Annotated in this window: 9 protein-coding genes; 1 reads left to right on the top strand and 8 read right to left on the bottom strand. The window is 65.9% G+C overall.

The features are described 5' to 3' along the window. Positions 1–12 precede the first annotated feature (12 nt). The 8 genes from ACX17K_RS14445 to ACX17K_RS14410 all read right to left on the bottom strand — a co-directional run bounded on the left by ACX17K_RS14445 (position 13) and on the right by ACX17K_RS14410 (position 11,272). Positions 13–1,635 carry a methyl-accepting chemotaxis protein gene (locus tag ACX17K_RS14445; protein WP_493775346.1) on the bottom strand — a complete coding sequence of 541 codons (1,623 nt, stop codon included), beginning with the start codon at positions 1,633–1,635 and terminating at the stop codon, positions 13–15. Positions 1,636–1,893: 258 nt separating this feature from the next. Continuing rightward, positions 1,894–3,009, bottom strand: a complete 1,116-nt coding sequence (locus ACX17K_RS14440; RefSeq protein WP_493775345.1) for an ABC transporter ATP-binding protein — start codon at positions 3,007–3,009, stop codon at positions 1,894–1,896. A 1-nt stretch (position 3,010) separates the two neighbouring features. Then, positions 3,011–4,528, bottom strand: coding sequence for a beta-N-acetylhexosaminidase (gene nagZ / locus ACX17K_RS14435; protein WP_493775344.1), 1,518 nt, complete (start codon positions 4,526–4,528; stop codon positions 3,011–3,013). Continuing rightward, a complete protein-coding gene (locus ACX17K_RS14430) occupies positions 4,525–5,379 on the bottom strand; it encodes a carbohydrate ABC transporter permease (RefSeq protein WP_493775343.1) in 855 nt (284 codons plus the stop codon). Before ACX17K_RS14430 ends, nagZ begins: the two co-directional genes overlap by 4 nt. Positions 5,380–5,388: 9 nt before the next feature. After that, complete coding sequence (locus ACX17K_RS14425; RefSeq protein ID WP_493775342.1) at positions 5,389–6,258, bottom strand: carbohydrate ABC transporter permease; 870 nt, start codon at positions 6,256–6,258, stop codon at positions 5,389–5,391. A 75-nt stretch (positions 6,259–6,333) separates the two neighbouring features. Further along, the gene (locus ACX17K_RS14420) at positions 6,334–7,581 is read right to left on the bottom strand and encodes an ABC transporter substrate-binding protein (protein WP_493775341.1); all 1,248 of its coding nucleotides are present in this window, start codon (positions 7,579–7,581) and stop codon (positions 6,334–6,336) included. An 87-nt stretch (positions 7,582–7,668) separates the two neighbouring features. Beyond that, on the bottom strand, positions 7,669–9,060 hold the full coding sequence (locus ACX17K_RS14415; RefSeq protein WP_493775340.1) for an OprD family outer membrane porin: 1,392 nt from the start codon (positions 9,058–9,060) through the stop codon (positions 7,669–7,671). A gap of 514 nt (positions 9,061–9,574) precedes the next feature. Continuing rightward, a complete protein-coding gene (locus ACX17K_RS14410) occupies positions 9,575–11,272 on the bottom strand; it encodes a methyl-accepting chemotaxis protein (protein WP_493775339.1) in 1,698 nt (565 codons plus the stop codon). A 209-nt stretch (positions 11,273–11,481) separates the two neighbouring features. On the opposite strand from ACX17K_RS14410, the gene ACX17K_RS14405 reads away from it, so the two are divergent. Continuing rightward, positions 11,482–13,458, top strand: coding sequence for a peptidase U32 family protein (locus ACX17K_RS14405; protein ID WP_493775338.1), 1,977 nt, complete (start codon positions 11,482–11,484; stop codon positions 13,456–13,458). Positions 13,459–13,500: the final 42 nt, after the last annotated feature.

Here is a 13,500-nt window from a genome sequence, read left to right as displayed (position 1 = left end):
CGCGGCGCCGCTTCACAGGCGGAACTTGCCCACCATGTCCTGCATGTGCGTGGACAGCCCGTTCAGGCTCACCACCGCGCCGTGCAGCTCGCCGGCGGCCTGGGTATTGTCGGCCACCATCTGCGACACCGTCTCGAAGCTGCCGGCGATGCTGTTGCACACGGTTTTCTGTTCCGCGATGGCGTCGCGGATCTGCACCACCCCGCCGCTGGCTTCCTGCACGCTGTCGTTGGCGGCCTGCAGATTGGACATCACCGTTTCCATGGTGCCGCGGCTTTGCCGGGTGGCGTCCAGGCCGCTTTGCACCGTCGATCCCACCGATTGCGCGTTCTGGCTCAGCCGTTCCGTCACCAGCTTGATCTCGCTGGCCGCCTTGGCCGAGTTTTCCGCCAGCTTGCGCACTTCATCGGCCACCACCGCGAAGCCGCGGCCCATCTCGCCGGCGCGCGCCGCCTCGATCGCCGCGTTGAGCGCCAGCAGATTGGTCTGCTCGGCGATGTCGCGGATCTGGCTGGTCAGGTGGCCGATGGCCTGGGTGCTGTCGCGGAAGGCCTGCGAGGCGGTGTCGACCTGGCCCATCACCGTGTCTATGGTTTCCGCCTGGCGGCGCAGCCGCGCCACTTCTTCCAGCCCCTCGCGCGTCTTTTGCGCGCTGTTGTGCGAATCCTCGCTGATGCGCGAGGTCTGATCGGCGATGGTGTCTATGCTGGTGGCCATCTGTTCCAGAGAGGCGGCATTGCTGGCGATGGCGTCGTTCTGCGTTTCGGCGCCGCTGGCCAGCGCGCGGGCCGAGCGGCCCAGCTCCTGGCTGGTGTCGCCCACCTGCCTGGCGGCCTGGATCAGCTCGCCTATCAGCGCGCCCAGATGGATGCGCACTTTCTCGCTGCAGGCGGCGATGCGGCCGATTTCATCCATTCGTCCGGGCTGGAACGGCCGGGTGAAGTCGCCGTCGGCCAGCCGGGTGAGGTCGGCGACCACCTGGCGGGCGCGCCGGATGATGGTGGCGTTGACGTAGTACAGGAAGAAGCCCAGCCCCAGCGCGGTGCCGATGGCCATGGCGAAGCCTACCCGCCACAGCGCGGCGTTGGCGCTGGCTTCCGCGTCGGCCGCGTCGGCCTGGGCGCGCTTGGCCAGCAGGTCGCTGGCTTGGGTCAGCAGGTCGGTCGGCGGGCGGTCCATGCCGGCCACCTGTTTGTCTCCGACTTTCGCGTCGCCGCCTGACTGTTTGAACGCCTCCAGGCCGCGGCGGTAGTCTTCGCCCATTTTCTGGTGGGCGGCGACGAATTGCTGCAGCAATTGCTGAGCCTGGGGATCCGATACCGACGCCGCCAGCGCGCCGCCCTCGTCGTGGACCTGGCTTTCCTTCTTCTCGAAATTGCCCCAGTACTTGGCCAGCTTGGCCGGGTCCTGGCCGCGCAGCAGCGTGTCCTTCCACTCCTGCACCTGCTTCTTGAAGTCCACTTGCATGGTCAGCACCTGCCGCACGCTCTGCTGGTCGGCCGCCACCTGGTCGCGGAAAGTGCGGATGCCGCCCCATAACTGGTACAGGGAAAACAGCGACGCGCACAATAGAATGGCGACCACCAGGCCGACGATGGCGGCCAGCTGCCCGGCCAGAGAGGTTTGGCGCTCCATGTGAAGCTCCCGACAAGAACGATTCTGTTCTAGTTGTAGGGCAGTTCGTGATGTCTTACGAATATTTACTTATTATTTCAATGGCTTCTGTTTTTCCGGCTGAGTTTGATGGAGCGTGAGGCGGGGTGTGGATAAGAATGGAATTCGCGGATGCCTGTGGGTAAGCGGGGCGGGGCAAGGATAGGGTCGCAGCTGTGAATAACTTCATGGTTTAAGGCTGGTTGTGGATAAGGGCGGACGGCGGTCCGCCCTCGCGTTTCATGCGATCAGTTCGGTTTCCGGCCGCGCCGCAGTTTCCAGCCGCGCCAGGGCCAGCCCGTCGCCGCCGAACAGCTGGCAATGGCGCGGGTCCGGCGCCAGGAAGCGGCGCTCGCCGGGACGCGGCTCGGCCTCGTGGCCGGGCAGCTTCATCGCGATGGTCTCGCCTTCGCCTTCGTGGCGCAGATAGACGATCTGCTGGTCGCCCAGATGTTCGACCAGCTGCACCGTCGCCGGCAGGCCGGATTCGGCGAAGTACAGGTGCTCGGCGCGCACGCCCAGCGTCAGCGGGCCGCCGCCGGCGTCGGCCAGCGGCAATGTCAGGCGGAATGCGCCCGGCAGTTCCAGCTCCACGCCGCCGGCGTGCTGATCCAGCGCCCGCGCTGGGATGAAGTTCATCTTGGGCGAGCCGAGGAAACCGGCGACGAAGCGGTTGGCCGGGCGGTTGTACAGCTCCAGCGGCGTGCCCACCTGTTCGATGCGGCCGGCGTTGAACACCGCGATGCGGTGGCCCATGGTCATCGCCTCCACCTGATCGTGGGTGACGTAGATCATGGTGCTGCCCAGTTCCTGGTGCAGCCGCGCCAGCTCGATCCGCATCTGCACCCTGAGCGCGGCGTCCAGGTTGGACAGCGGCTCGTCGAACAGGAACACGCCGGGCTTCCTGACGATGGCGCGGCCGATGGCGACGCGCTGGCGCTGGCCGCCGGACAGGGCCTTGGGCTTGCGCTCCAGCAGGTGCTCGATCTGCAGCGTCTGCGCGGCGCGGCGCACGGCGGCGTCGATTTCGGCCTTGCTCTTGCCGGCCAGCTTCAGGCTGAAGGCCATATTGTCGCGCACCGTCATGTGCGGATACAGCGCGTAGCTCTGGAACACCATCGCCAGGCCGCGCTTGGCCGGCTCGACGTCGTTGGAGAGTTTGTCGTCTATCCACAATTCGCCGGCGCTGATGTCCTCCAGTCCGGCGATCATCCGCATCATCGTCGATTTGCCGCAGCCGGACGGGCCGACGAAAACCATGAATTCGCCGTCGCGGATGTCCAGGCTGACGTCGTGGATCACGGCGTTGCCGTCGTCGTACACCTTGCGGATGTTTTTCAGCGAGAGTCGGGACATCTCATTGCTCCTGATGGGGTTGGCCCAGGTCCACCGGCAGCCGGCCGGCGGCGGCGATCTCGCCGGCCAGGCAGCGGCTGGCCGCGTCCAGCGCGGCGTCGGCGAAGCCGTAGCTGATCAAGGCCGGCGCGGCGATGTCGGCGGCGGCGTAGGGGTTCCATAATGCCAGATGCAAGTCCGGTTTCCAGCTTTCCTGCTCGCGCCGGCCGTAGCGCTCGCGGGTGGTGGAGGCCAGCACGGTGAACAGGCCGTCTTGCGGCAGCGTCGACCAGTCGAGAGAGGCGCGGTGCTGGAAGCGCACCACTTCCAGCGCGTGGCGTTTGGACAGCGCGGCGATCAGCGCGTCCGCCGCCAGGCCTTCCTCGGACACGCCGTCGGACGGCGCCTGGTCCTGCACCACCAGCCGCAGCCTTTGGCCGGCCGGCAGCGTCGGCGCCTCGCCATGGGCGGTCAGCGCGCGGGTCCAGGCGTCGGCGAACAGCGCCTCGTCGGCCGCGCGCTGTTCGGCGGCGTAGTCGTAATCGGCAACGCTGGGATAGCGGCGGATCAGCGCGTCCACCCGCGCGGCGGCTTCGGCTAGGCGCGCTTCGACCAAGTCGCCGCTGTGCAAGGCGGCGAGCAGCGCGTCGAAGCTGGCTTCCATTTCGTCGGCGAATTGCAGCACCAGCGCGAGATCCGCCCCGGCTTTCAGTGTCTGCACCGCGCCGGCCGGCTGGCCCCAGCGCTCGCGTATCGCCCGCATGTTCAAGGCGTCGGTGATGGCGACGCCCTGGAAGCCCAGCTCCTGCCTGAGCAGGCCGGTGAGGATGGCCGGCGACAGCGTGGCCGGCCACTCGGCGTCCAGCGCCGGAAAACGGATGTGGGCGCTCATCAGCGCCGGCGCGTGGGCGGACAGCGCCTTGAATGGCGCCAGCTCGTAGTCGCGGAGCTCGGCCTGCGGCTTGTCCACCACCGGCAGGTCCAGATGGGAGTCGGTGTGGGTGTCGCCGTGGCCGGGAAAATGCTTGGCGCAGCAGGCGACGCCCTCGGCCAGGTGGCCTTCCATCCAGGCGCGGGCCAGGGCGGCGGCGCGCGCCGGATCGGCGCCGAACGAGCGCTCGCCTATCACCGGATTGGCCGGATTGTTGTTCAGGTCCAGCACCGGCGCGAAGTTCCAGTTGACGCCCAGGCTCTTGATGCCGCGCGCCACCGCGCCGCCGACCTGGCGCGCCAGTTCCTCGTCGCCGACGGCGGCCAGCGCCATCGCCGCCGGCGCCTGCGGCAGGAAGCGGGTGCGCATCACCGCGCCGCCCTCCTGGTCGATGCCGATCAGGATATCGTCGCCCAGCGCGCATTTCAGGTCCGCCACCAGGCGGCGCGTTGATGCCGCGTCCGGCACGTTGCGGCGGAACAGGCAGACGGCGCGCACGCGCATTCTCTGCAGCCGCGCCGCTTCTTCTTCGCTCAATGCCGGGCCTTCCACGTCCACCATCAGGCAGCGGCCGGCCAGCTGGTCCAGTTGTTCCTTGCTCAGGGTCATTTCACCGCTCCATCGAATCCGCGCAGGAAATAGCGCTGGGTGAACAGGAATACGATCAGGATGGGGAGCACGGTCAGCACCGCGCCGGCCGCCACCACCCGCGTCTTGAAGCTGAAGGCGCCGGCCAGGTAGAGCACGCCGACCGACAGCGGAAACTTGTCCGGGCTGGACATCACGATGGACGGCCAGATGTACTGGTTCCACGCCGACACCGTGGTCAGGATGGTCAGCGCCGCCAGCGCCGGCCGCGCCAGCGGCAGCATGATGCGCCAGAAGATCTGCCACTCCGACGCGCCGTCGACGCGGGCGGCGTCGATCAGATCCTGCGGCACCGCCTCGAACGCCTGCTTGAGCAAAAAGATGCCCACCGCGCCGGCCAGCGTCGGCAGCACCACGCCGCTGTAGCTGTCGGTCAGCTGCAGCTTGGACACGGTGATGAAGTTGACCAGGAAGTTGACCTCGCTGGGCAGGATCATGGTGGCGAGGATGGCGCCGAACACCAGCCGGCGGCCGGGAAACTTCATGCGCGCCAGCGGGTAGGCGGCCAGCGCGCTGACCAAGAGCGTGCCGGCCACCGTCAGCGCGGCGATGGCGAAGGAATTGCGGTAGAAGGCCAGGATGTCGATGCTGGACACCGCCTCGCGGAAATGGTCCAGCGTCGGCGCGGTGGGCAATAGCGGCGGCGGGAAGGCGAACACCTCGCCGTCGCCGGACAGCGCCGTCACCAGCGTCCACCAGAACGGGTAGACGGTGATCAGCGCGATCGCCGACAGCGCCAGGTAATGCATGGTCCGCGCGGCCAGCCGGTCCGCGCGCGCGGAGGGGGCGGGCAGAGTGTGGGAGTGGTTCATCGCGTCTCCTCAGCGGTCTCGCGGTTGCAGGTAGCGGAAGTTCAGCCAGGCCAGCACGATGCAGAACGCCGACATCACCAGGCTGGCGGCCAGCGCGCGGCCGAAATTCAGCGACTTGATGCCGAACTCGTAGGCGTAAAAGAGCGCGGTGTAGGTGGACTGCATCGGCCCGCCCTTGGTCAGGATCTGCACTTCCTCGAAGGCCTTCACTGCCGCCAGCACCGACATCACCGAGCACAGCAGGATGGTGGGGGCCAGCAGCGGCACGGTGATGCGCCAGAAGCGCTGCCAGCGGCCGGCGCCGTCCAGCTGCGCCGCCTCGTAGACGTCGGCCGGTATCGACTGCAGACCGGCCAGATACAGCACCATATACCAGCCGATGCCGCGCCAGACGGTGATGAACATCACCGCGAACAGCGCGATGTGGTCGTCGGTGAGCCAGCCCACCGGATCGTTGACCAGGTGCAGCCAGCGCAGCGCGGCGTTGAGCACGCCGTCCTCGGTGTACATGAAGTTCCAAATGATGCCGATCACCGACACCGAGGTGACCACCGGCAGGTAGTAGGCGGCGCGGAACAGCTTGATGCCGGGCAGGCTGTTGTTGACCAGCACTGCCAGCAGCATCGCCAACAGCTGGATGATGGGCACCACCAGCAGGTACAGCGCCGAATTCTTCAGCGCCGACAGGAACAGCTCGTCGCCGAACAGGTCGCGGAAATTGTCCAGGCCCACCCACTGCGGCGCGTCGATCAGGTTGTAGCGGGTGAAGGCGAGAAAGGAGCCGAAGCCCACCGGCCAGAACGAGAACGCGGCCAGCAGCAGCAATGCCGGCGCCAGGAACAGATAGGCCTGCAGCGTGGTCTTGCGGGGTTTGCGCATATGAAGTGCCACCGTGTCTGAAGAGAGGCGGCCCGCCGCCGGCGAGGGCGGCGGGCGTGGACAAAGGCCCGGGCTTTACAGCTTGCCGCTCCAGTAGGCGGCGGCCTCGTCCAGCGCGGCCTTGGCGTCCTGGCGGCCGGTCACCGCTTTTTCCACCGCGGCGGACAGCCTGGCCGACAGCGTGTCGGCGTTCTTCAGCGGCAGGAACAGGGTGCGGGTCTTGTCCAGATTGGCGGCGGCGATGCCGACCGCGCGCTCGGCCGGGCCGGCGTTGGCGGCCACTTTCTGGAAGTGCGGATCCTGCGCCGCCTTGCGCGCGGTGGGCAGCGTGCCGGCCAGCTTGGCGAAGGCCAGCTGGTTGTCGGCGTTGGTCAGGTAGTTGCCGAACTTGCCGATCTCCGGCAGCAGCGCCTTGTCCACGTTGCGGGCCACCGCGAAGTTGAACATCCAGCCGCCGGCGGCGATGCCGGTGGGGCCCAGCGGCGCGGCGGCGACGCGGGTGTCGCGGTAGACCTTGGGCGCTTCGTCGCGGACGCGGGTCAGCGTGGTGGGCGTGGACTCCAGCATCGCCAGCCGGCCGCTGTTGTAGGCCGCCATCGCCACCTGGAAGTTGTCCTGGGCGAACAGGTTGTCTTTCAGCAGCGCGCCGGACTTGTAGGCGTCGGCCAGCTTCTTGACGAAGGCGACGTGGGCCGGGCTGTTGAACGCCGGCTTGCCGTCCTTGACCACGTCCAGGCCGTTCTGGATCAGCAGCGCCTCGATCTTGGTCGGGCCCAGCGTCGGCGCGAAGCCGGCGACGCCGGTCTTGGCCTTGATGGCCTTCGCGTATCGCAGCTCTTCGTCGAAGGACTTGGGCGGCTGGTTCGGGTCCAGGCCGGCCTTCTTCAGCAGCGCGGCGTTGTAGGCGATGACATTGGCGCCGTTGTAGTGCGGGAAGGCGTAGACCTTGCCGTTGAAGGTGACATCCTTCAGCGCGCCGGCCACGTACTGGTTCTTGTCGATCAGGCCGTCCAGCGGCTGGATCAGGCCTTCCTGCTGATAGTCGTAGGCCCAGGGCACGTTCAGGTTGACCAGCGCCGGCGGCTTGCCGGCGCCGACGGCGGCGGTGAATTTGGCCTGGATCACGTCCCAGGGGTAGTCGGTCCACTTCACTTCCACATTCGGGTGCTGGGCGTTGTACTTGCTGACCAATTCCTTGAAATAGCCGTCGAATTTGGGCGACAGGCTCATGGTCCACACTTCCAGCACCGGCTTGTCGGCGGCGTGGGCGAACAGGGGGGCGGCGGCGATCAGCAGCGACAGGCTCAGGGTTTTCAGTTTCATCGTGCGGTTTCTCCTTTTCGGCTTCGCTTATCGGAACCGATAGGCGAAGCGGCCGGCACTGGCAGACCGGCCACTTGTGGATGGGCGTCAGAAGGTCTTGCTGTAGGAGGCGATCACTTTCACGTCGTTGCGGTCCTTCTTGCCGTAGAAGTCGCCGGAACGGTACCAGGCCGGATAGACGCCGATGCTGGCGCCCTTGAGCGGGCCGTTCTGCACGGTGTAGCCGGCGCTCAGGTCTATCTCGCGGGCCTTGCTGTCCGGCGCGCCGTTCGGGTTCTTCAGGCCGGTGGCGTAGTTGGCGCTGGCGCCCAGGGTGAGGCCAGGCAGGCCTTGCTTGGCGAAGTCGTAGCTGACGCCCAGTTTGACCACCCGGGTGCCGTCCCAGACGAAATCGTCGTCCTGGCCCCAGGTCTGGATGAAGTTGCGGTTGTCGCTGTTGCCGTACGGCGTCAGGCGGAAGTTCACTTCGCCGCCGTCCGGGTTGCGGCTCTTGCCCACACCACCTTGCACGGTGAGGCCGCCGGTGACGTAGGCCAGGCTGGCGCTGCTGTGCCAGGCGGTCTGGGAATTGGCCAGGCCCAGCGGCGCTTCGTCCTTGCCCTGGAAGTAATAGGCGACGCCGGTCAGCGTGTCGCCGCCTTGCAGTTTCCAGGTGTAGGAGCCGGCGATCTGCGAGGTGCGGCGATAGTCCTTGCCTTCGCCGAAGCCGATGTCGATGAAGGCGTTTTCCGGCGCGTAACGCAGGCCCAAGCTGTTGACGTAGTCCACGCGTTTGGCGGCGCTGCCGTTGGTGCGGCCCTGTTCCCAGGAGTTGGTCATGTCGCGGAAGCGATTGTCCCACTCGTTGCGGAACTGATCGGCCCAGCCATAGCCGATTTCGAAGTCGCCGATCTTGTACTTGGCCTCCATGCCCCGGTAGGCGTGGGATTGCAGCCCGCCGGAGGTGCCCATGGTGCCGATGCTGATCGGGGTGTAGCCGGCGCGGGCGGAAAAACCCTGGCCGTCCGGGTTCTGGCGGAACTTCACCGCAGCCTGGCTCAGCACCGCGTCGCTCTTGTCCCGGCCGCCGCCGCCTTCCGCCGGATCGCTCATGTCGTTGTAGTCGTGGTACAGCACTTCGGAGAAGCCTATGCCCTTGGTCAGGCGGATTGAACTATGCGCGGCGGCGTCGAAGCCCAGCCGGTTCCAGGCATAGCCGGACTTGAAGTTCAGCCCCAGGTTCAAGGCGTTGACGCGGATGTCGCCGCCATTGCTGTTGTTGGGTTGTTTTTCCTGCCGGTCGCGTCCGTAGTAGAGCGCGCTGAAGGTGGTTTCCGATTTGGTCAGCAGGTCGTAGACGTCGCTTTCCGGAATGGCTTGCGCGGTGCCTTTCAGCGCGGGGCCGTCGCTGCCGGGGGGGACGGATGACTCTTCCGCCGCGAGGGCGTGGCCGGACAGCACGGCCATGATTGCCAGGAATAAGATGCGTTTCTTGTGCATGAGATTGCTCCAGGTCCGATTGCCGAATTCAGGGGTGGACGTCCTGGAGGCACGTTAGCTGGTCTTATATTGGTCTTCAATTGGTATGAGACAATTCTGGTTGAAATTGAATGTCATGGCGTTGCAATGTTGCCATGCAAGGTAATAAATTTAATAAAAATTCAATTAATGATAATTATTGGCAATAAATAAAAGGTTAATTAGCAAATAATCGCAATTTAAGTCTTGTTGGTGATGGGTTTGGAATGATGGATGATTGACTATGAAAATAAACCAGTGAAATACCAGTCATCAATGTTCTGAATGGAATAGCGATGTTCGGATTGCGGATGTTGCAATGCACCATTCGCAATAAGAAAGACGCCCGCTCGAGGCGGGCCAAAACGAGAGAGGAAGGTTCAAAGGAGAGGCGGGCCTCCCCGGAGGAAAGGTGCGTCGGCTGTCGGCAAGTCGCTTGATTCCGCCCGGCGCCACTTGGCGCTGCGCGAGCAAGTATTGCGGCCGGCCGCCGCGCTCAGGCTTGCCAGGCGGTGGCGGTCAACGATTGCGGCGTCCGGTCCGAGGTTTGCGGCTGGCCGCCGGCTGGCAACTTGAAGCGGCTGATCGCCGCCTGCAGCGCGCCGGCCATCTGTTCCACCTGGCCGGCGGCCTCGGCGGTTTGCGTCGCGGCGGCGCTGGTTTCCTCCGACATCTGCGCCACTTGCTCGACATTGGCGGCGATGCTGGTGCCGGCCTGCTGCTGCTCGTTCAGCGAGATCGAGATGGTGGACAAGGAGCCTTTGACCCGGTCCACATTGCCGGCGATGCCGGTGATCGCCTCACGGGCGCTGCTAGCCTGGGTCAGCCCGGTTTCCATCTGGTCGACCGTGTGGTGGATGTTGTCGACCACGTGCTGGCTGCAGTCCAGCATCTCGCGGATGCTGCCGCTGATCTCGGTGGTGGACTGCGCGGTGCGTTCCGACAGCTTGCGCACCTCGTCGGCCACCACGGCGAAGCCGCGGCCCTGCTCGCCGGCGCGCGCCGCCTCGATCGCCGCGTTCAGCGCCAACAGATTGGTCTGTTCGGCCACGTCGCGGATCACCTGGATCACATTGGCGATATCCTGCGAGCGGCTGCCCATCAGGTCTGCCTGCTGCTGCGAGGAGCGCGCCTGCTCGGCGACGCGGCCTATCGTCTGCAGCGTCTGGTCGATGATGGTCTCGCCCTGATGGGCCAGCTCGCCGCTGGACACCGAATCCTTGGCCACGTCGGAGGCGGTGTCGTTTACCGAGCAGATGCTGACCGACAGCTGTTCCACCGAGGCGGACATCGACGACGCGGCGCGGGTTTGTTCCTCGGCGCTGGTCGCCACCTGTTCCGACGCGGCGGCGAGCTCGGTCGCGCTGTTGGACAGCCTGAGCGTGATGTCCTGCATATTGCGCACCAGCTGGATCAGCGCGCTCTGCATCCGCGCCATCGAGGCGACGACGCTGTGATGATCGTCCGGCTTCACCGTCAGCTTTTGGCCCAAGTCGCCTTCGGCGATGCGTTCGGCCAGCGCCACCACGTCGCGCGGTTCGCCGCCCAGTTCGGACAACAGCCCGTGCACGATCACCCAGGCCAAGAGAAAGCCCACCACCACGCCGACGGCGATCAGCGCGATATTGGCGGCGTGGCTGAAGGCGGCGCGCTGCTGCGACTGGGCGAATTCCTCCGCCGCCACCCGCAGCTGCAGGTCCACCAGCGCGGCGATGCGCTGCGACACCGGGTCCAGCGCCGGGTACATTTCCCGATCGACGTAATGCTGCAGCGCGGCCGCGTCGCCGCTCTGCACGATCTGCCGCAGCTTGTCGACGCTGCGGTTGGCGTTGGCCATCGCCGCCTCGGCCTGGTCGGCCAGCCCCTTTTCCTCCGGGGTCAGATAGGTGGCGCGGTAATCGCCCCATTGCTGCCTGACATCGAGTTGCGCCTTGTGCAGATTGGCGAGGAAGCCGGCGGCGGTCTGGCTCTGGTTGCGCAGCTTTTGCGCGTTGTCGACTATGCCTACAGCATATCCGTCGCCGACGATTTTCAGTTGCTTCAGGCAGACCACGCGGTCGTTGTAGGTGGTGGCGAAGTCGCCGAGTATGCCTTCCTGGGTGTGCAGGCCGTACCAGCCGACCAGCAGGGGAATGGTCAGCAGCGCGCAGACCATGACAGCCAGGCGCCGGGCGATGGTGAGGGAATTGAACATGAGGGACTCGCTGCTATGGACGGGGCCGTGCCCCGATACTCTTCGGAGTAGCAGCCGCCGCGAAGGCAAGCAATCTGGATACAGTATTTTAAGTAGTCGCACCTAGAACGGGGCAATGCAATCGGCTGCTATCTATAAGCCCATGATTCCGTTATAATTCCGCCCCCACCCAACCACGCATCGTACCCATCGATCAGCCCGGAACCGCCATGAGCCTGCTGCCGCACCAAGTCGAACTGCTGTCGCCCGCCAAAACCGCCGAAATCGGCCGCGAAGCCATCCTGCACGGCGCCGACGCGGTGTACATCGGCGGGCCGTCATTCGGCGCGCGCCACAACGCTTGCAACAGCGTGGAGGACATCGCCGGGCTGACCGCCTTCGCCCGCCGCTACCACGCGCGCATCTTCGCCACGCTGAACACCATCCTGCACGACGCCGAGCTGGAAGGCGCGCGCAAGCTGATCTGGCAACTGTACGATGCCGGCGTCGACGCGTTGATCATCCAGGACATGGGCATCCTGCAGATGGACTTGCCGCCGATCCAGCTGCACGCGTCCACCCAGTGCGACATCCGCGACGCCGACAAGGCGCGCTTCCTGTCCGACGCCGGCTTCAGCCAGATCGTGCTGGCGCGCGAGCTGACCATTCCCCAGATCCGGAAGATCGCCGACCGGGTGGCCGATTCCGCCGCCATCGAATACTTCATCCACGGCGCGCTGTGCGTGGCCTTCTCCGGCCAGTGCTACATCAGCCACGCCGACAACGGCCGCAGCGCCAACCGCGGCGACTGCTCGCAGGCCTGTAGGCTGCCGTACACGCTGACCGACGAAAAGGGCGGCGTGGTGGCCTTCGACAAGCATTTGCTGTCCATGAAGGACAACAACCAGAGCGCCAATCTGGAAGCGCTGCTGGACGCCGGCGTGCGGTCTTTGAAGATAGAAGGCCGCTACAAGGACGTGTCCTACGTCAAGAACATCACCGCCCATTACCGCCTGCTGCTGGATGAGATCTTCGAGCGTCGCCCGGAACTGGCGCCGGCCGCCAGCGGCAGCAGCGAAATCTACTTCACGCCGGACCCGGACAAGACCTTCCACCGCGGCGCCACCGACTACTTCGCCACCGGCCGCAAGCAGGACATCGGCGCCTTCGATTCGCCCAAGTTCGTCGGCGTCGGCCTAGGCACGGTGCACAAGGTCGGCGACGCCTGGCTGGAGATTGCCACCAGCGAGCAGATGTCCAACGGCGACGGCATCAACTTCATGAAGAAGCGCGAAGTGGTGGGCATGCAGCTCAACACCGTCAAGCAGGTGGGCAAGGCCGAAGGCGGGCTGTTGCTGTGGCGCTGCGAGCCTAACGACCCGGCGGCGCTGCAAGGGCTGAAGCCCGGCGTCGACATCAGCCGCAACCGCGACCACGCCTGGGAGCTGGCGCTGCTGAAGAAATCGGCCGAGCGCCGCGTCGGCGTCTGGGCCTCGCTGTCCGAAACCGCCGACGGGCTGGAGCTGACGTATACCGACGCCGACGGCTGTACCGCCAGCGCCCGTGCCGAGCTGGCGTTGGAGCCGGCCAAGGACGCCGCCCGCGCCGAGCAGAGCCTGCGCGACGCCGCCGCCAAGCTGGGCAACACCATGTTCCAGGCGCACGATGTCGCGCTGAATCTGAGCCAGCCGTGGTTCGTGCCGGCCTCGGTGATCAACGGCCTGCGCCGCGACGCGGCGGAAAAGCTGGAAGCCACGCGCGCCGCCGCCTGGGTCCGCCCCGAGCGCAAGGCCGCCGTCGAGCCGCCGGCAGTCTTCCCGCAGAAGGAGCTCAGCTACCTGGCCAACGTCTACAACGCGCTGGCCTGGGACTTCTACAAGCAGCACGGCGTGGAAGTGATCGAGCCGGCCTACGAGGCGCACCAGGAAGAGGGCGAGGTCAGTCTGATGATCACCAAGCACTGTCTGCGCTTCTCCTACAACCTGTGCCCGAAGCAGGCCAAGGGGGTGAAGGGTGTGATGGGCCAGGTGCGCGCCGATCCGATGATCCTGAAGTCCGGCGATGAGACCTACACGTTGAAATTCGAGTGCCGGCCTTGCGAGATGCACGTGATGGGCAAGATGAAGAAGCATATTCTGAAGTCGCCGCCGCCGAGCGAGATCCCGGCTTCCGCGCCGATGACCTTTTTCAAGCAGCGGCCGCAATAAATAGCCGACCGCCGACAAGCAAGGGCAAGCCAGGATGGCTTG

The organism is Chromobacterium sp. INPA-IVC, from assembly GCF_059047085.1.
This window is presented reverse-complemented; position numbering and strand designations above follow the sequence as displayed.